Origin of the sequence: Okeania sp. SIO2F5, assembly GCF_010692685.1 — a bacterium.
GTDB classification, from domain to species: Bacteria; Cyanobacteriota; Cyanobacteriia; order Cyanobacteriales; family Microcoleaceae; genus Okeania; species Okeania hirsuta.
On record NZ_JAAHGU010000133.1, the window covers coordinates 1 to 20,012 of the forward strand.

Below are 20,012 nucleotides of genomic sequence, written 5' to 3' on the forward strand. Positions count from 1 at the left end.
GGCATCCAAACAATATGCTACTGCTAGAAATCAATGGCTGCAAACAAGACAATTGTTGTGGCAGAATTATCCTACTGATGGAGAAAGAGCAGGAGCTGAGATTAGAGCTGTATGGTTAGATAGGGGTACTATTGTTCAGGCCCGCTCCGAACGTGGTTTGGCAATGGTATTTGACCGACTTGCTGCTGCTGGTATTAATACTGTTTTCTTTGAAACTCTGAATGCTGGTTACACAATTTATCCCAGTAATGTTGCTCCCAGACAGAATCCTTTGACAATTTCCTGGGACCCACTTGAGTCTGCGGTTAAGTTAGCTCGCGAGCGGAATATGGAGATACACGCTTGGATATGGACGTTTGCGACGGGAAATAAGGCTCATAACCGCGCTCTCGGTCAGCCAGATAGTTATTTGGGCCCGGTGATTTCGGCTCATCCTGATTGGGTGATGACTGATAAAAGGGGTCGGAAAAGACACCCTTCTGATGGCAAGGTTTATATGGACCCTGCTAATCCTTATGTTCGGCAATATCTGCTGAGGATAATAGATGAAATTGCTAGTCGCTATCAGGTTGATGGGATTCAACTTGACTATATTCGCTATCCTTTTCAAAATCCTGGTCGGAATTTTTCTTATGGTTACAGCACAACAGCTCGTCAACAGTTTCAGCAGTTGCATGGTGTAGATCCAATGAAGATTTCTTCACGCGATCGCCAAAATAGGTGGAAGTGGACTGAGTTTAAGATTAATCAAGTTAATAGTTTTGTGGCGGATACTTCGAGATTTCTCAAACAGAAATATCCAAGGATGATTTTATCGGCGGCGGTGTTTCCTTTTCCACGTCATGAGCGTTTTGATAAAATTCAGCAAGATTGGGAAACTTGGGTTCTCAGGGGTGATATTGATTTGTTGACTCCGATGACTTATGCTTTGGATACGAATCGTTTCCAGCAAATTACGCAACCGCTGACAAGTACGCGAGTATTAGGTAGTACTTTGATAACGCCTGCAGTTAAGCTTTTGAATCTTCCTGAAATTGTAGCGGTTGACCAAATTCAAGCGGCGAGGGATTTGCCTACAGGGGGTTACATTATTTTTGCTGCGGAAAGAATTACTGGGGGGTTACATGGATTTTTGACTCGTACTCAGGGAGGACCGGAAACTGGGAAGAATAATAGAGCTTCATTGAGTGCTTTTGCGAACCCTTCTCATGTTGTGGAGGGTCCTATTCCCTATCGACAACCGTTTGCAGCAGCAGCAGACCGTTTTCAAGCTTTGAAAAAGGAATGGAGTTTTTTGTTGGCAAATGAGCAACTTTCTATGAGGAAGTCAGAGCTTGAGAGTTGGCGAGTTAAGGCTGAGGAATTGGCAGCAGATTTGAATCAATTGGCTGAAAATCCCGATAATAGTAATTTGAATAAAGCGAGAAATAGTTTGAGAAGGTTTCAGTTACAGTTTAGGGGTTCTATGAGTGTTCATGGGAGGGAAAATGCTTATCAAGTTCAGACTTGGCAAAATCGTTTAGCTGCTTTGGAAATGTTGTTAAATTATGGCGATCAAGTGCGGTTGAAAAGTGGGAGGTTTTAATAAGCATTCAGCCGTCAGCTATTAGCTATCGGCGGCTTTGTTGCATGAAAGTATATAGCTGTCGCACTTGCTCCGCATATGTACTTCATAATGTGCGGAAATTGCTGTAACTATTGGGCAACAGATGAATAGAACATCAATTTTTGAACATAAAAGAGCTGAAACTTTTACCTGTAAAGGCTTTGAGATTTAATCAGCAGACCAATAACTATTGGACAATAGATCAATAGAACATCAATAATTGCCAACAGAGCGATCGCTTTGTGTGCAGACCAATAACTATTGGACAACAGATGAATAGAACATCAATGTTTAACAGAAAAAGGCTGAAACTTTTACCTGTAAAAGCTTTGAGATTTAATCAGCAGACCAATAACTATTGGACAATAGATAAATAGAACATCAATAATCGGTTTCATAGAGCGATCGCTTTTTGTGCAGAGCAATAACTATTGGACAATAGATCAATAGAACATCAATAATTGCCAACAGAGCGATCGCTTTTTGTGCAGAGCAATAACTATTGGACAATAGATCAATAGAACATCAATAATTGCCAACAGAGCGATCGCTTTTTGTGCAGAGCAATAACTATTGGACAATAGATTGATAGAACATCAATAATTGCCAACAGAGCGATCGCTTTGTGTGCAGACAAATAACTATTGTCCAATAAATCGATAGAACATCAATAATGACGAACAGAGCGATCGCTTTGTGTGCAGACAAATAACTATTGTCCAATAAATCGATAGAACATCAATAATGACGAACAGAGCGATCGCTTTGTGTGCAGACAAATAACTATTGTCCAATAGATCGATAGAACATCAATAATCGGTTTCATAGAGCGATCGCTTTGTGTGCAGACAAATAACTATTGTCCAATAGATCGATAGAACATCAATAATCGGTTTCATAGAGCGATCGCTTTTTGTGCAGAGCAATAACTATTGGACAATAGATCGATAGAACATCAATAATCGGTTTCATAGAGCGATCGCTTTTTGTGCAGAGCAATAACTATTGGACAATAGATCGATAGAACATCAATAATCGGTTTCATAGAGCGATCGCTTTTTGTGCAGAGCAATAACTATTGGACAATAGATCGATAGAACATCAATAATCGGTTTCATAGAGCGATCGCTTTGTGTGCAGAGCAATAACTATTGGATAATAGATCAATAGAACATCAATAATGACGAACAGAGCGATATAGCTGCGGAATAGATGTTAAGAACGCTGCTTTCATGCAACAAGGCCGCTATCAGCTATTAATGTTGGGAAAGGTGAAAGCAACCTTTGAAATTGAGGAAAGAATAAAAAGTTACTGTCAAAGTCTCCGGACTCAACCTGAGAAGTAATTATTCATTATTAATTGCTGATAGCTGACTGCTAATAGCTGTTTGCGCAGCAGTCCGCAGGAAATGCTTACGTTGGTAGTGATATTTGTTGGCATACTCTTTTAATTATTACCGTGGTGTTAGCTCAGTTGCAACTGAGCGTACAGGTAGAGTTTATGCCTAAATTTAATTACAATTAATTATTCAGTTGATTTTTTTGTTCAGGAGTTAAGTAAAGGTCAATTAGTTGCTTGAGTTGCTTAAAATTTTGATTGCCACTCCCTAGTTTCTCTCGAAAAGGCAACCAGTAAGGTTGTACAGAATTATTATTTAGCTCTAAAGATTTCTTAAATAATTTGGGAAAATCTGCTAGACAGTCCCATGAATTGCAGATTTGATTGTTCTCAAAAAATGCTGTTAAAACATTTTCCCACAACTCATTATTCAGTTCTTCAGCAACAATTATTAGAAGCTGTGTATTGTCACCAGCTTCTTTATAATTACTAGAGTTGGCAAATTTATTTATTATAGCTGAAATATCAGTTTTTAAAATTGATATAAGCAATTTTTCAGGAATTGCTTTCCTATGATGCACGTTATAAGTTAGAACATCATTCAAGGATACCTCTTTAATTTTTTCTGCAATGCAATTATCAAATATTTCAATAATTTCAGGTACTGAGTATTCTAATAAATTGTATTTTAATTTAGCTGAAAGTAATTCTAGAAAATTAACTTTTTTTGGCACAAAATTTTGAAAAATTAATACCAAGTTTTCTCTATCAATCTCACACCAATATCTTGAAAATCCAAGGAAATCATCCCAATAAATCTCGGATATTCTCTCATTAATATAACTATTAAACAGTTCAATAATTTCAGGTTTTGACTTTCCAGATGAATGATATTTTGACTTGGCTAAGAGTAATTCTAGAAAATCAACTTTTTCTGGCAGAGGATTTTTCAAATAAAGTATTAATTTTTCTGCCTCAATCTCACACCAATATGTTGATGATTTAAGTAGAACGTCAAAATCAACTTCTAGGATTTTTTCATTAATACAATTATCAAACAGTTCAATAATTTCAGGTTTTGACTTTCCTGATGATTTATATTTTGACTTGGCTGAAAGTAATTCATCAAAATCAGCATTGATAATTTTCTCTTCTAGTAAATCCCGAATCAAATCTTGCCACAATTCATAATCATAATTTGACATAATATCAGCTAAATCATTCAAAGATGAAAATTTAGCTTTTTCCTTGATACAAGATAAAATAGTTTCATCAAATACTAATGGAGTCTTTATTCTTATTAAAAATAGTTCATTTAAACTTGCTTCCGGAGCTGATTTTATCAGACTAGGTAAAATTATTTTTGTTTGGAACAAATTATCTCCACAAATATCATGTAATGACAAGATATCTTTTACAGGAATTTTATCAAACTTCTTAATTACATAGTCTCTTAAAAAATCTATATGAGCTGCTTTAATTAGAATTTTGAGATTTGGTGAAAGTCTATCTACACCACTTAAAAAAGAATTATTTCCCCCATACACTTCCAGCTTTTTAACAAAATTTTGGGCTTTTAATTTGCATGGTTCGCTTAAACTTTCCCAAACTGTAATTTTTGCCAAGTAAATGATTACTTTATCCCAGTTATCATCATCTACTTTATTAATAATAATTCCAGACAACTTATCATTTAATATTTTTCCTGTTTTTTGAACAGACATTTTTGACACAGCAGTTAAAGCCGAAAATTGTCGTTCTCTTTCTAATTCTGGGAAATTTTCTATTAACAGACTTGTAGTTAAACCAATAACAATATCTTGAATTAAATTAAATCTTGCACGAGCTAATGGACTTGCTTGAAAATAATTAATAGCAAGTTCTGGGTCAACAGGAAAATATTCAGATTTAATATCTTGAAAAATCCTGTCACGAGCAGCACGACCTTGAACAGGAGGACGTTGTAAAAGATGAGTTATTGCACTTCGTAAATGATAGCGAGCTAATTCTGCTGTAGCTTCAAAAGGTTCTTCTAAAGATGTCATTGAAGGATGAGCACACCGACTTCTATCCTGAAATAACCTTTCAATATCTAACTTTTCTATAGGTGAAATTAATTCAAATTCTTCATGTGCTTTTTCTGGAATATCTGACTCAAATTGCCAAAGGTCTTTGAAATTTTCGTCTGAACGTAATTTATCAAATTCTTGCAATAATAAGGGAGCTTTTTTATCTCCACAAAGTTTTAGTTCCCTCAACTTATGGAGAAAATCAAATACTACTGCATTCCAGGTAGATACTATACATGAACGAAATGCTCCAGCTCGATAACAAGCTACAGCTTCTTGGATAAACTTTTGAGATGATTTATCTCTACAAAGTAGAATTAATTCGTCTAAGTCAATAAATGTTTGGTGCATAGAAAAAATAGATAATTTTGATTATTTTATAGAAATATTAGGTGCTAAAAAGCTGAGGATTTATAAAATAGTATTCTTCTGTGGCTGAATTTTAAGATATAAAACTATGTCCGAATAATTAGCGATAAAAAAAACTTTCTCCTCTTTCTTCTTGCTTCTTTCTTCCCTCCTGGTATCATGTCCGGATAAGAGCGTGATGAAAAAACTTATCATCAGTGCTTCAACAGTAAATCTTTCTATTTTCCCTACTCCCCTACTCCCCTACCCCCCTACTCCCCCGCTCCCCTACTATCTTAATAATAAGTATTCAACTGGACATGAGATGACTCCTGACTCCTGACTCCTTTAAAAATAACTAGAAGTATGCAAATCTTCAGGATTCAAATTTGAATTAACAACTTTACCATCACTAAACCAAACAACACGCTTAGTTTGTTTTGCAACTTCTGGTTCGTGAGTCACCATTACCACTGTCATTCCACTAGCATTTAATTCTGTGAAAATATCTAACACTTCCTGAGTAGTTTTAGTGTCTAAAGCACCAGTCGGTTCGTCTGCTAATAATAATACTGGACGATTAACAATTGCACGAGCGATCGCTACTCTTTGTTGTTGTCCTCCTGATAGTTGATTGGGTTTATTATTCATCCGATTTTCTAACCCTACTAACTTTAAAGCTTCTGCTGCTCTTTCTTTTCTTTCCTTACTAGAAATTCCGGCATAAAGCATGGGTAAAATAACGTTATCGAGAGCTGTTATTTGTGGTAATAAATGAAATTGTTGGAAGACAAATCCAATTTTGAGATTACGAATTTTAGCCAAGTCTTTTTCTAAGGTATTAGCTATATCTAACCCATCGAGATAATAATTACCAGATGTTGGGCGATCGAGACAACCAATAATATTCATACAGGTAGATTTACCAGAACCTGATGCTCCCATAATAGAGCAATATTCTCCTTCTTCAATAGTTAAACTAACACCATTTAAAGCACGAACTTCTACATCGCCCATGACATAAATTTTGGCGATATTTTCTAATCCGACAATGACTGGTTTTTTGGTTTTATTCTCTGGGAGAATTAACGAATTATTTTCAGAATATTTGTATTGCATAGTAATTTCAGTTATCAGTTATCAGTTATCAGTACCTCTGCAATAAAGAGGTTTAACATAAGGAATATTATCTTTTTTTATCCTCTTTTAAGGGAAGGCTTTAGACCGAATTTTTCGGTAATTTTTAACAACGAGTTATTTTCAGCACATTTGCTTTGTATAGGTAAGCATTCAGCAGTCAGCTATCAGCTATCAGCTATGAGTTATTAATTATCTTGGAAGAAGGAATTAGTATTCAAGGAGAATGAAAAATTATGTTTGCGCAGCATTCCACAGGAAATGAAATAGTACTTTCAGCTAACCTTGGCCATTGCTTAATTCTTTCTTTCAAATGCTGATAGCTGATAGCTGAATGCTTACTTGTATAGTAATATCATGTCCGGATAATTAACTATAGAACTCCGTTCCGCTTACATGACCAAAAAAACTTCCTCCTTTTCCTCCTCTTATTTCTTGCTTCTTTCTTCCCTCCTGACTCGGTCCTCCTGACTTCCCCTCCTGGGAGGGGGAGGGGCGAGGGGTGGGTTGACTCCTCCATCATTTTGTTTATAAGTAATCAACCAGACATAATATAATTATTCATTATTAATTATTAATTACCTAAATGCTTCTCAAAGCCACAATAGGATCTAATTTAGCCGCTTGTTTTGCAGGAACAACTCCAAAAAACAAACCAATAGCACCAGAAACACCAAAAGCAATAGCGATCGCTGTTACAGGAATACCTGTTTCTAAAGGAGTTAAAATACTTAAAATTAACACTCCACTCACACCAATTCCAGTACCAATTAATCCACCCACAATAGACAAAATCACCGACTCAATTATAAACTGAACTAAAATATCTTTCTGAGAAGCACCAATAGCTTTTCTTAACCCTATTTCTCTAGTTCTTTCCGTCACCGAAACTAACATAATATTCATAATACCAATGCCACCTACCACTAAAGAAACCGCCGCCGTAGCTGCCAATAATAAAGTCAAAGCTGCCGTAATACCTCCTAAAGTTTGCAATAAATCTTGCTGACTTCTGACAGTAAAATCATCCTCATAAATAATTTTATGTCGCAGTCGTAACAGATTTTCTATCTGAAACTGGGCAGCTTTCATACTATCTTCATCCTTTACCGATACAGAAATTAAACTTACTTGAGTGCCATAAGGAGAAGACCTGCCAACAATTCTATTTGCCATAGTAGTAATCGGAATAAAAGCGCTCATATCTTCATTGTTGCCGAGATTAGTTCCTTTAGATGCCATTACTCCAATGACTTGTAAGCTAGTATTTTTAATGCGTACTCGTTTACCAATCGGATCTTCATTACCAAATAATTGTTCTGCTAATTCTGAACCCAAAGCTACTATATTTTCTTGTCGTTGTAAATCTAAATTTGTCAAAAATCTACCTTTGGCGACATCAAAATTTCTGACAGTTAAGAATTCTGGAGTTGTACCAGTTAAGCTGGATGATGCATTTTTATTTCGGTAGCTAACTAATTCGTTAGCATTAAGAATAGGAGCAACCTCCTGAACAGTTGGAACTTGAGAAGCGATCGCCTCTGCATCTGCCAATACTAATGTTTGTGGCCGAAGAACAGGTTGTCTTTGAGCTTCAGGACTTCCTGGCACAATAAATAGAACATTTGGTCCGAGAGAAGTAATCTGATTGTTAACAAATTTTTGCGCTCCTTCGCCAATTCCAATCATGGCAATAACGGAAGCATTACCGATGATAATACCTAACATGGTTAAGCTACTGCGAACTTTATTAGTTAGCAGCGTTGTAGTTGCCATTTTTATGCTTTCTAAGATGTTCATAATTAGGAAATTGGTAAAGGGTAAAGTAACTAGGGCTTATATCATGTCCGGTTGAATAGTTATAAAATAAATAACGAGGAAGGAGTCAGGAGTTAGTCAATTCAGTAATACTGTTGCTAGGAGAAGCAATTTCAAATACTACTTGGGGAGGAATATTCTCTTCTTCCCACTGTTTATAGGAACGTCTATCTCCTTGAGGACGACCGAAAACTACCATCACATCAGGAGCTTGTTTTACCCAAGGTTGTCTGTGTTTGGGATACCAAAATAAGTCTCCGGCAACAAACACATTGGTGTTGTGTTTATACATACCGGCAATACCCCCAACAATAGTAATAATAAAGCGGAATTGAATTGTATTATCTGCCAAAGGTAAACCGTCACTTTCTGGATAAATAATTTCTGCCGTAGTGGAGGACGTCATTACAAATAACCTCTGCTCAATTAAATCTATTTTTTATGTAAGCATTCAGCGTTCAGCTATCAGCTATCAGCTATGACTTATGAGGAATTACTCTCCAAAGAGAATTAAAACTTATTAATAAAAAATCATGAGCTAACTTTAGTAAGTCTTGTACCTTTAAAAGGTTAATGCTGAATGCTAATAGCTGTTTGCGCAGCATTCCGCAGCAAATGCTTACTTTTTTATAGTAGCATATAGCAATAGTTAGCAGGTATTTAATAGGCATAAATTTCTCATTTATTTTTAATAGTATTATTTTTGATAATTGGTATAGCAGTCGAAGGAAAGGGCGCGGACATATCAAAAGCTTAAAACTCATGCAACACAGGATTTTTCCTTCTTCCTTCTTCCTTCTGCTATATTACCTATTACCAAAAATATCTTCTAACTTTTTACCTTCTGGTAGTTCGATAAAAACTCTTTCCCCAGCTTTTATTCCTTGCAAAATCTGTATTTGATTACCAACACTAAAACCAAGAGTAACAGACTGAAACTTTGGTTGATTTTTCTCATCAGGAATTAATACCCCAGTCTCTCCTTTATTAGTAACGATCGCTACTGTCGGTACAACTAAAGCATTCTCCAAGCGATCGCCTAAAAATTGTAAATCAACATTCATTCCTGACTGTAATTTTTCTTTGCCAGTTTCCAGAGCAACTCGCACTTCAAATAATGTGACATCTCTTTCTACTATTGCTTCTGGAGCAATTAATTTCACCTTACCTTTAAAAACTTGGTCTGGATAAGCATCAGCCACAATTTCCACACTTTGACCAGATTTAATTTGACCTATATCTGCTTCTGGAACTTTTGCCAAAACCTCTAAACCTCTAGCTAAAGCAACAATAGAAGTCGAAGAAGCAGAAGTCGCATTAGAAGCAGAAGTCGCAGGTGTCACAAACGCCCCTTTCGTTGCATATCTTTGAGTAATAATTCCAGAAAAAGGAGCGCGAACCTGAGTATCTTCCAACAGAATTTCCTGATAGCGGACTTGAGCTTCCATTTCAGCAACTTCAGCTCTTGCTCTAGCAATTTCCTCCGGACGAGTACCATTTTCCAACTCCTCCAACTGACTGCGAGCTTCTGCAACTTCAGCTTTAGCTCTAGCAATTTCCTCCGGACGAGTACCATTTTCCAACTCCTCCAACTGACTTTGAGCTTCCGCAACTTCAGCTTTAGCTCTAGCAATTTCCTCCGGACGAGTACCATTTTCCAACTCCTCCAACTGACTTTGAGCTTCCGCAACTTCAGCTCTTGCTCTAGCAATTTCCTCCGGACGAGTACCATTTTCCAACAATTGAAAAGCCTGCTTTTCCTGTTCCACAGCAGCAGTTAAACGCTCTATCTCTGCTCCTCTAGCTTGAGTTAACTGTTCCAAACGTTTTTCAGCTTCCCGTAAATTAGCTCTAACTCGGCGGTCATCTCTCACATATTCTTCGTAAGCATCACGAGCAATAGCACCCTCACTTGCCAAATTTTGATATCGCACTTGCCGTTTCGTCGTTAACTCCAACTCTGCTTTTGTCGCCTCTATTCTAGCCTTAGCTTGTTCAATTTCCTCCTTCAGACTTCCTGTCGTCGCATCATCCAAACGAGCGATCGCCTGTTCTAAACGTGCCTTCCCCTGAGCTATTTCTTCACGACGGTTGCCAGCTCGTAATTGAGACAAATTAGCTTGAGTTCTATCTAGACGCGCTCTAGCAACAGCAATTTCTTCGCGACGACTGCCAGCTTGCAATTGGGATAGACGAGCTTCCACTTGATTTAAACGCGCTCTAGCAGCAGCAATTTCTTCTGGACGACTACCAGCTTGCAATTGGGATAGACGAGCTTCCACTTGATTTAAACGCGCTCTAGCAGCAGCAATTTCTTCTGGACGACTACCAGTTTCCTGTTTTGCCAAATTTGCCTTTGCACTTTCAAGTCTTGCCTGAACTTGACGGAGTTGAACTTCTAAGTCGCGACTTTCCATCCGGGCAATAACTTGGCCGGCTTGGACGCGATCGCCCTGTTCGACATATAATTCTGCCAAACGGCCTTGATTTTTGGGAGAAAGGTTGACTCGTTGTATTGGTTGGACTTCCCCGCTAGCTGTAATTCTCACAACTATATTTTGAGCTTGTACGGGTATAGTCAAAGTTTCAATGATTTCTTGCTTTCCCTGAGACTGGTTACGGACTAAATAGATGCCTGTGGATAAAGCTAAGAGTCCCGCTGCCACCAGAGCGATCGCCCATTTTTTTCCCTTCTTGGGGCGTTCAACAGGTAATTGTTTATTGCGGTCATTTTGGTCTTGGGGAGTAGTTAAGGTCTGAGTTGTGCTGTCTTGAAAGCTAGTTTTCATTATCTTTTTCCTTCTCAAATGTTGGTAATTATACTAAATCCGGTTTAGAAGGGAGATTACCTTGAAGGTAAGGCAGAAGCCAAAATACCTGTATTCTATGTTAATGAAAACTGCTATAATTAACCCCAACTATCTGAAATACAGAAAATTGGGGCTGTTTTTTGAGCATATTTTATTAGACATTTTTCAGGCGATTATAACTATCACCAAAATTAAGCTATGGCAGACTCTTGAGTCCGGGCAAAAATCATTCTACCAGCAGAAGTTTGTAACGAACTGGTAACAATAACTCTAATTTCATCTCCAACATATTCACTACCTGATTCCACAACTACCATTGTGCCATCATCTAGATATCCTATACCCTGGGATGGCTCTTTCCCTGCTTTACGAATTTTGATTTCAATAGTATCACCAGGTAGATAACTTGGTCGCACTGCTTGAGTCAAGTCATTAATATTTAGTACGAGAACTTTTTGTAAACTAGCAACTTTAGACAAATTGTAGTCATTAGTTAACAAAGTACCATTAATTTCCAGAGCAAAATGAATCAATTTCGCATCTACTGTAGAAATGTCTTCATAGTCTGCAAAATGAATTTGAATCTGAGAAGGGTAAACTGCTTTAAGTCTATTTAAGATGTCTAACCCTCTTCTACCTCTAACTCTTTTTTGATCGTTAGAAGCATCAGCTATAAGTTGTAGTTCCTGTAAAACGAACTGTGGTACAAGAATTTGCCCCTCAAGAAAACCTGTTTCCAGTAAATTTTCTATCCTACCATCAATAATACAGCTAGTATCCAAAATTTTAGTAGTAGCAGGCTTAAGAGTACCTTCTGCTACTAATACTGTATCTAGACTGTTAGGATTGATCAGCCGTAAAAAACCACGACCATGAGTATCAGCAACGTTAACTCCTGTAAAGCCTAACATGACACTGCCTAAAACTGCTATAAGAGGCTTAATAAAGCTAAATTCCTCTGGAATAGGAAGTAAAAAGAGTGGCGCTAGCATTAAGTTTGCCACTAATAGTCCAATGACTAATCCTATTGCTCGAGTTAATAATAAGTCAACTGGCATCTGGGCAACTTTTGCTTCCACTCGCCGATATGTAGTTTGGAATACCAATCCCAATACAAAGCCAATCAAGGAGGTAAAAGCAGCTAATACTGAACGTAAACCTTCAATATTGGTAACTTCTAATAATACATTGGGGGGTAATAGTTCTATGCTATAGAATCCTATTCCTGCTCCAGCGAGTACAAATGAAATGATAATGATTGCGTCAAGCATTTTTTTAGTTTGTTTTATAGATATAGAGATTTTCCCAGTAGGTACTCAGCAATAGTGAGTGATAACCATAATTTTTGGGCTGCTCAATGTTGCTTCTATTATATCTTCAAGTAAATGTTCCATTCTTTAGAGTTTTCTTGTTCTCAGCTTCTTCAACTCATAAAATTTTGAAGCTATTCATAATGAACTTTGCTTTTCACAGTTCCTACTAAAGTATAAAATCTATCTTGTAGCAAAGATGATGTGATTATTTTTACTTTGGTTTTAATGACAACATTTTGAGTATTACGTCTTTGAAGTAGTCATACGGTTATATCTTAAAGTTATTTTTTTTACTTTTTACTTAAATAATATTTCTATTGATCGGCATTAGTTTTTGATAATTTACTGTACTACTACTCTTAATTAAATTCATAATTGTTTAAGATAGTTTTATATAAGAATATATTTTGTAATGAAAAGGCCAATCGGAAATTACTATATCCCTAGTTCGGCTTATGTCCATATACCTTTTTGCCGACGGCGGTGCTATTACTGTGATTTTCCGATTTCTGTAGTGGGCGATAATAAAAGAGGTGATAATTTTTCTCCTATTCAAGAATATGTGGAGGTAATTTGTGAGGAAATAAACATTACAAAATCTTTTGACCGACCCCTAGAAACTATTTTCTTTGGCGGTGGTACACCCTCTCTTTTGTCAGTTAGTCAATTGAACCGGATTCTAGACGCCCTAGAACAAAAATTTAGAATTGTGGCCAATGCTGAAATCTCTATAGAAATGGACCCAGGAACTTTTGACTTAGAACAGGTACGAGGATATAAATTCCTAGGGATAAATCGAGTTAGTTTAGGGGTACAAGCATTTCAAGATGAGTTATTAAAGGTTTGTGGGAGAACCCACAATGTCTCGGATATTTACAAAGCAGTAGACATATTACATCAAGCAGGAATTGTTAATTTCAGCATAGATTTAATTTCGGGACTGCCACATCAAACTCTAGAACAATGGCAAACTTCTTTAGAAGCAGGAATTTCTATTTCCCCAACTCATATATCTAGTTACGACCTCGTAGTAGAAGCTGTAACAGCTTTTGGACGTTATTATCAACCTGGTAATCCTCCTTTACCTACAGATGAAACAGCTGCTCAAATGTATCGAATGGCACAGCAGTTAATATCAATTTCAGGATATGAACATTATGAGATATCTAATTACGCCAAGCCAAATTATCAGTGTGGTCATAATCGAGTCTACTGGGAAAATCTTCCTTATTATGGCTTTGGTATGGGTGCAGCAAGTTATGTAGCAGGGGAAAGATTTACCCGACCACCTACACGCAAAGAATATTATCAATGGGTGCAATCTGTCGATAGGCAATACAAGCTATCGCTTCAAGATCGTAGTTTTAAACATCAGGGTATTGATACATCTAATAACTGCTTAGAAGCTAATCAGGAGTGTTTGTTAGAAACACTAATGTTAGGATTTCGCTTGGCAGATGGGATAAATCTATCAACATTATCTCAGCGTTTTGGTCAACAAACTGTAGATCAAATATTAATCTATTTGCAACACTATCAAAAGTTAGGGTGGGTAGAATTAATTAATCCAAAAGGTATAGTAACCTTATTCTCAAACAACCAAAAATTTCCAGTAGAAGGATATTTGAGGTTAACCGATCCTGAAGGTTTTTTGTTCTCCAATACAGTTTTATCGACGTTATTTAGTAAACTGAGTAATTCTATCAGTATGGAGTACTAAAATATGAGCATTTATACTGGTAAAATAATAGGTTTATAGTGGACGATTTAAGCCTAATTAATTTTCTTCAACAAAAGTAATTAAAAATGTGCTGAAGCGATCCCTATTAGTTTATAATAATTGTATTGGCACTCAAAGATATCAAGGTTCAGTAGGGTTGCTAATCGGCAGCAAAAACTTAGAGGGAATGAAAAACTGTGACTATAGCACTAGATAGACTACCAAAAAAACAAGTTCAAAAAATTCTTTGTTTCTATGTGAATACTACTCACAAGATACAGATTGCTAGAATTAGTAATCCTCAAAATGAATATTGGGAACATACTGTTTTCCCAGGAGAACGTTTCTTATTTGAAGCAGTTCCAGAAGCAGAATTAGAAATTCATCAAAGCATAGAAAATGCTGAAATTAGGTGTGAACATTTTTTGTGCAAGGACTTGAAAGTTGATGAGTAAGTAACAGTTGAAAAGTACTCAAAATTAGTTTCATCAGGTAAGTAGGAAATAGTTAGTGATTGATATTTTTTTTAGATTGATCACTAACTATTGTTATGGATCGACTTAGGTCAAATATTGTTAACTAGCTATCAGCATTTCAGCACTCATCAGATGATTAATAAATTGGGGATGGGAAGATTACATAATTATTTGTATACTTGTATTTCAGATAAAATTGCTTTTTTACTCTCTTGCTCAACTTTCAGCTTTTGTGAAGTAACTGTAGCGTTTTATGACAATTTCCCGTATAATAAGCTGCCCCTATTTCCTCTAAATTAAGTGGAATCATCCCCACTGCATGAGCACCATCTACTAATGTATCCACACCTCGTTTAGCTAATTCTTTTACCAGTTGTTTAATGGGAAATACAAATGGCTGTTTGACCACATTAGTAGTCAAGCAATGCGAGTTTTGTTCTTGGTGAAATATGTTTGATAACTGCTTCAATTATTTGTTGCGGAGACTCTGCTGGAAAAGGTAGGGATGCGACTATCACTTTTGCAGCTGTGCGATCGCTAACAAAATTCAGGGCATTACGACAGGCGTTGTATTCTTGGTCTGTGGTTAATAACTCATCGGTAGGGGAAAAGTTGAGTGAGCGTAATACTGCATTTACCCCAGTGGTTGCATTTGGAACAAATACTAACTTCTCTGACTATGTACCTACAAATTTTGCTAACTTTTCTTTACCTTCATCCAGTAGAGTTTCAAACTCTCGGACAAAAAAAATTTACTGCTTATGTTTCCAACTGTTCCTGGAGTCTCATCTGAGCTGTCAATACCTACAATGGATATGCTCAAAAAGACCCATAATTGAGAAAAGTAACATTTGGGTTAACAGACCAATTATAGAGGCTAGTTATTGGTATGTTCGTACTGAAACATTAATTTATTAGTTCTAGAATCTTGAACTTAAGATTTTAGTATAAAAATAGAACTACTAACTATTCTCTAGGTCAAGAACCTAAAATTTTTAAACTCCCCGGGCGGGATTCGAACCTGCGACCAATCGGTTAACAGCCGACCGCTCTACCGCTGAGCTACCGAGGAATATGTAACTTTATCTCTGAGCTACGATTACTAATCTTAACCCTAACTCAACATATTTTGCAACCCTTTTTTATATTTTTTTTATTAATAGTTATAATAATTTAGTTTTATTAAACTAATTTGACTTTCAGGTATTATTATGGTAATAAGTAAAAGCTATTTACCCATTCTTAGTTCAGCTAGGCGCTTTTGAGACTCTAGGTCTAGGTAATTAGCCAAAAAACGGCCTGATGTTCTTTTGCTTCGTTGACATCTACGCCGAACGCTACTTGCTACACTTTCAATGTCATGGGCAAGCTGTTGAGAAGATATCCATTCTGCACCATAACCTACCACAGTAAGTTGTTGAACACGATCTGAAGTCGCAACAATTAACCTACTCTTAGACAGGCGCATCTCTTGACGAAGATTAGCACAAGCTTTCTCTATATATGTATCTGCTGTCTGGCCGAATTCTGTATAATAAACAGATAAACGATCGGTAATAACCTCTTTAACTGTAGGAGTATACTGGTATTGAGAATCAAATACTATACGAGTATTCAAATCTTGACTAGCACTATAATTTACCATCGCTTCTATCAAATCTCGTCTTGCTGTTTCCAAGCCATTAATCTTAAAGCTTTCTTGGAGGCGAGGCCAGATACCAATAACATTATAGCCATCTACGAGCATAACCTTTCGTCTTAAAGAGCGTGACATGATTCAAAGGGATAATTCTCCACAGAATGTTAACAAATACTAATGTAATATAACATTTATTCAGATTCTATCGTGGTCAAAAAAAATAATCCCTAAACTTTCAAAGCTTGAGAGTTTAAGGATCAGAAATTTTGCTGTAATAGTGAGATAAATTTTCTATAGATTAATATTTTCCACAAGGACATTGATTCTTCTTAACCTATTTTTTGGAGATTAAAGTTTTATCTCAGGGAGGTATCGAATCACTATCTGCCTAGTTTGATTTTTTCTATTTCTACTATCATCCCTATCTACCATTCCTCCTTCTTAATACTTTGTATCTTTGTATCTTTGAGAGTAATGTAGATTAGGAAGTTCAATTGACATCTCCAGGGGTTGAAACACCCTGGATTCTGTGGTTAGTCCACCGCAAATGGGATAAATCCACATTTGCTTCAAGCCTATCAACAGACTCCTATACTCCTCGGCATAGAATGAAATCTAGCTGTGAGTTTACTTTTTTTTTGAATAGCTTTCACGAGTGGTTTTACTCAAGTTGGAGCAATAAATCGCTGCTCTAGCTGCCTGCTTGCTTTCAGCCGTCGTAGTCAGCATCGTCCCCGTCTCCTGTCCACCGGAATCTCACCACACTAGCGGTCATGTCATAGCGACAAACCTTGTTCTTACTTACTATTCCACTATTCCTAAGTATAGCATATTTTTATTACGGGTTAAAACCCGCGTGTCGTTATTCAACCAGCCGTTCAAACGGGCTGGCTAACTTACTCCCGTCATTTTTTAGGTTTAAGCCAAATATTTAACTGATTGAGGGTGCTAGGGGCAGCTCTAAGTCCCGCGCTATATCTGAAAGATTAGCGCCGGGATACATGGACTCCCCCAAGCTGATTTGATCCGTTCAACCCCCCACTAAAATCATCAATGTAAAAGTCAGCATCGGGAGGATGTCACTCAAACTTTTCTTCAACAGTTTCGGGTTTCTGTATTACTGCTTGACCTCGATCTAATACAAATGCTCCATCACAATAATCCAGCTCATTTAGACGATGAGTAACCCACAGAGCAGTAATACCTCTGTTTTTCACCAAGCTTTGAACTTGAGTGACCAAATCTAATTGACTGTCTGGGTCAAGTAAAGCAGTAGGTTCGTCCAACAGCAAGATGTCACAATTACGAGCAATAGCTCCAGCGATCGCTATCCTTTGTTTTTGACCCCCGCTTAAAGCATATATAGGACGCCTTTGTAAATCTAAAAGATTGACTGCTGTTAAAGCATCTTCTACCCGATGACGAATTTGAAGTTGAGAAAGTCTCTCTTCAACCAGTCCAAAAGCAACATCTGCTCCCACAGTAGGCATCACCAATTGATGGTCAGGATTTTGGAAAACAAAACCCATTCGCCCTTCAAAATGAATGTTTCCAGACTGAGGAGACAAAAGTCCTGCTAATACCCTTAACAAAGTTGATTTACCACTACCATTAGTACCCAGGAGCATCCAGAATTCTCCCTTTGGTACTTTTAGAGAACAAGAACGTAAAACCTGACTACCATTAGGCCAATCAAAACAAAGGTCTTGTACTACAATCGCTGGACGAGTAATTTGAATACTGTTATCCCTAGGGTTCATTGTGTCAGGGCAACAAAACCAGGTGGTCTTCCAGTAGCTGCAGCACCAGATTTTTGGGAAATCTGGACCCCAGAAATTTCACTGGCTAGTATAGCAATCTTTTTATCAGGCATTTTCTCACAAGTAAGTTCTATAACTTGAGGATTACCAGAACGAATAGACTCAAGGACTTGTTGATAAACAGCTTCAGCATCCTCAGCTAACTTACGTTGTACTGAAAATGGTGCGGGGGTATATTTCACAATAATGTCAATAGTGAACATTTCTTAGTGATAAGTATAATAAACGTTATACATAAATATAGTCATATATATTCAAACAATGTCAAATATCTTCGTGAATTTGTACAAAAGAGCGACTAAGTATTTGACAAAATTTAATAACTCTCGGCCATACGTTTCATGCCCTAATCAAGTCGGCTGAGAATTCAAGGCTAAATTACCATCACAGAATCTTGCGTAGTGGCCTGTTAAGCCTTAGTAGTGGCCTGTTAAGCCTTAAATGTTGTATTAGGGCGTGTCATCAATTAAAGAGGTTGACATTAAAAATATAATATGCTTATGAATAATAACTATCAGGAATAACAAATTATGCCGAGGAGCAGGTGATAGAGCCTTTGACCTACAGAGGAATAGAAGTAGTGATTCCTCCGAAAAAAAAACTGCGCGTGAACTTCGTAATTACGATGAGATATTGTATCAAGCACGTCTATGAATTGAAAATTTTTTCGCGCCTTCTCAAACAATATAGAGCGATCGCTACTAGATAAGATAAACATTCAGTAAACTTTCTGGGAGGAATTCCTACAGGTAGAATCAGTCATTTTATTGGCATAGCGATCGCCATCTCCACAAACCATACAATACCTATTTTGTCAAATTTTTAATTGATGACACGCCCTAGGGTTTTGGACAAAAACAATATATAGTTTAGATTTTGCCATTTTCCTACTTTAAGCTTGACACAACAGTAATGGACTGACACAGCTAAAATTGTGCATTAGCTTTTAACTTGAAAATTCTTACTTTTGACTTTTGACTTTTGAATTGAATCTAATGCACCATTTAAGGTGTGTCGGTCCAGTAGGTTTGTATCGTACCGCCAGCAAAGGATTAATCAATAAGGTGCGTGAACGGGTCTGTTAATATAATCAAAAAAGCAGCTCCCTTTTGTCTTTGACTATTGGATAGAGGGTTTTGAAGTTCACGAGGGTCAGGGTGACACCTGCGATCCGAAGAATATGTCTTATGTGACTATATTTTTATCAACTATTAACATTGTCCATTTTAAATACTTATCCAACTGCCAATCTGTACTTTGAATACTTTTGGCACAGCTCTTGATTCCCTATAGAACCCATTTGAGATCTATATAATTATGCTAGTCAAGTCTTTTCGCGCATTAATTTTGAGGAAAATTCAGTTGAAGGAGTGTTGAATTTTTTGTATTATCTCTCCCCAAATCTTCCCTCTTAACCTTTTCTCTCTTACCTTCTGTCTCCTGTCTCCAGTATAGCTGTCTCCTAGTCAAAAAAACTTGATATTTATATGAAGATACGGTTAGGGGTTCTATAAGATTTAAACAAAGTTATCTGAGCTTGCCCCATAACCATTGAGAATACTTAACTTCAAAGTCTAAATCTAAAATCTAAAAAACAAATCGTCTCTAAAAACTATTTTTTTTTGTTGCTCCAACGAGAAATTATCTATATAATGATAACTAAGGTAAAGAAATTTAAACAATGTTTACAAAACCTCTCATATTCTGCTATGGCAGAACAATAATTATTAAGAGAAGGTTGAGATAAAAACGTTACCTGTAGTTATCATAATTATTTGGAGAATTCGGTAATGACTGTAGCAGTCGGACGCCCGCAGAGTCAAAGAGGACCATTTGATGTCCTGGATGACTGGCTGAAACGCGATCGCTTCGTATTTGTAGGCTGGTCTGGTATACTCTTGTTCCCATGTGCATTCC

Annotated in this window: 16 protein-coding genes, 1 tRNA gene and 2 pseudogenes; 4 read left to right on the forward strand and 15 right to left on the reverse strand. The window is 36.8% G+C overall.

The window, feature by feature from the left end:
- Window positions 1-1,585, forward strand: a 1,585-nt coding sequence (locus F6K27_RS26770; RefSeq protein ID WP_287300935.1) for a glycoside hydrolase family 10 protein, incomplete at its 5' end; no start/stop codon positions are given.
- Between the two features lie 402 nt (window positions 1,586-1,987).
- Here the strand turns inward: F6K27_RS26770 and F6K27_RS26775 are convergent.
- The 9 genes from F6K27_RS26775 to F6K27_RS26815 form a co-directional block, all read right to left on the reverse strand.
- Window positions 1,988-2,116: a hypothetical protein gene (locus tag F6K27_RS26775; RefSeq protein WP_287273043.1), complete on the reverse strand. Its 129-nt coding sequence runs from the start codon at window positions 2,114-2,116 to the stop codon at window positions 1,988-1,990.
- Window positions 2,117-2,120: 4 nt separating this feature from the next.
- Entirely contained in the window at window positions 2,121-2,243 is a 123-nt protein-coding gene (locus F6K27_RS26780) for a hypothetical protein (protein ID WP_287273045.1), read from the reverse strand.
- Between the two features lie 4 nt (window positions 2,244-2,247).
- Window positions 2,248-2,385, reverse strand: coding sequence for a hypothetical protein (locus tag F6K27_RS26785; protein WP_287273046.1), 138 nt, complete (start codon window positions 2,383-2,385; stop codon window positions 2,248-2,250).
- A 742-nt stretch (window positions 2,386-3,127) separates the two neighbouring features.
- Window positions 3,128-5,365 carry a hypothetical protein gene (locus tag F6K27_RS26790; protein WP_287273048.1) on the reverse strand — a complete coding sequence of 746 codons (2,238 nt, stop codon included), beginning with the start codon at window positions 5,363-5,365 and terminating at the stop codon, window positions 3,128-3,130.
- Window positions 5,366-5,710: 345 nt separating this feature from the next.
- Window positions 5,711-6,481 (reverse strand): ABC transporter ATP-binding protein, encoded by a 771-nt coding sequence (locus tag F6K27_RS26795; RefSeq protein ID WP_287273050.1) that lies wholly within the window; start codon window positions 6,479-6,481, stop codon window positions 5,711-5,713.
- Between the two features lie 600 nt (window positions 6,482-7,081).
- Window positions 7,082-8,299, reverse strand: a complete 1,218-nt coding sequence (locus F6K27_RS26800) for an ABC transporter permease (protein WP_287273052.1) — start codon at window positions 8,297-8,299, stop codon at window positions 7,082-7,084.
- 85 nt (window positions 8,300-8,384) lie between these two features.
- Window positions 8,385-8,723, reverse strand: coding sequence for a Uma2 family endonuclease (locus tag F6K27_RS26805; RefSeq protein WP_353736077.1), 339 nt, complete (start codon window positions 8,721-8,723; stop codon window positions 8,385-8,387).
- 400 nt (window positions 8,724-9,123) lie between these two features.
- On the reverse strand, window positions 9,124-11,106 hold the full coding sequence (locus F6K27_RS26810; protein ID WP_287273054.1) for an efflux RND transporter periplasmic adaptor subunit: 1,983 nt from the start codon (window positions 11,104-11,106) through the stop codon (window positions 9,124-9,126).
- Between the two features lie 212 nt (window positions 11,107-11,318).
- A complete protein-coding gene (locus tag F6K27_RS26815; RefSeq protein WP_287273056.1) occupies window positions 11,319-12,398 on the reverse strand; it encodes a PIN/TRAM domain-containing protein in 1,080 nt (359 codons plus the stop codon).
- 454 nt (window positions 12,399-12,852) lie between these two features.
- On the opposite strand from F6K27_RS26815, the gene hemW reads away from it, so the two are divergent.
- Together hemW and F6K27_RS26825 are read left to right on the forward strand one after the other, a co-directional pair.
- Window positions 12,853-14,160, forward strand: coding sequence for a radical SAM family heme chaperone HemW (hemW, locus tag F6K27_RS26820; protein WP_287273058.1), 1,308 nt, complete (start codon window positions 12,853-12,855; stop codon window positions 14,158-14,160).
- Window positions 14,161-14,357: 197 nt separating this feature from the next.
- Window positions 14,358-14,615 carry a DUF1830 domain-containing protein gene (locus tag F6K27_RS26825; RefSeq protein WP_124144689.1) on the forward strand — a complete coding sequence of 86 codons (258 nt, stop codon included), beginning with the start codon at window positions 14,358-14,360 and terminating at the stop codon, window positions 14,613-14,615.
- 244 nt (window positions 14,616-14,859) lie between these two features.
- Here F6K27_RS26825 and F6K27_RS26830 read toward each other — a convergent pair whose 3' ends face one another.
- From F6K27_RS26830 to F6K27_RS26855, 6 genes and pseudogenes are all read right to left on the reverse strand, one after another.
- Window positions 14,860-15,057 carry a hypothetical protein gene (locus tag F6K27_RS26830; RefSeq protein WP_287273060.1) on the reverse strand — a complete coding sequence of 66 codons (198 nt, stop codon included), beginning with the start codon at window positions 15,055-15,057 and terminating at the stop codon, window positions 14,860-14,862.
- Window positions 15,047-15,250, reverse strand: a pseudogene (locus F6K27_RS26835) (aminotransferase); the annotation flags it as partial. The gene F6K27_RS26830 and the pseudogene F6K27_RS26835, both read right to left, overlap by 11 nt.
- Window positions 15,251-15,636: 386 nt before the next feature.
- Window positions 15,637-15,708: transfer RNA gene (locus F6K27_RS26840), tRNA-Asn, on the reverse strand.
- A gap of 156 nt (window positions 15,709-15,864) precedes the next feature.
- Window positions 15,865-16,410, reverse strand: a complete 546-nt coding sequence (locus tag F6K27_RS26845; RefSeq protein WP_287273061.1) for an NYN domain-containing protein — start codon at window positions 16,408-16,410, stop codon at window positions 15,865-15,867.
- A gap of 944 nt (window positions 16,411-17,354) precedes the next feature.
- Window positions 17,355-18,035, reverse strand: a complete 681-nt coding sequence (locus F6K27_RS26850; protein WP_287273062.1) for an energy-coupling factor ABC transporter ATP-binding protein — start codon at window positions 18,033-18,035, stop codon at window positions 17,355-17,357.
- Window positions 18,032-18,298, reverse strand: a complete 267-nt coding sequence (locus F6K27_RS26855) for a hypothetical protein (protein ID WP_124144686.1) — start codon at window positions 18,296-18,298, stop codon at window positions 18,032-18,034. Before F6K27_RS26855 ends, F6K27_RS26850 begins: the two co-directional genes overlap by 4 nt.
- Window positions 18,299-19,885: 1,587 nt before the next feature.
- On the opposite strand from F6K27_RS26855, the pseudogene F6K27_RS26860 reads away from it, so the two are divergent.
- Window positions 19,886-20,012 (forward strand): annotated as a pseudogene (locus tag F6K27_RS26860) (photosystem II D2 protein (photosystem q(a) protein)); the annotation flags it as partial.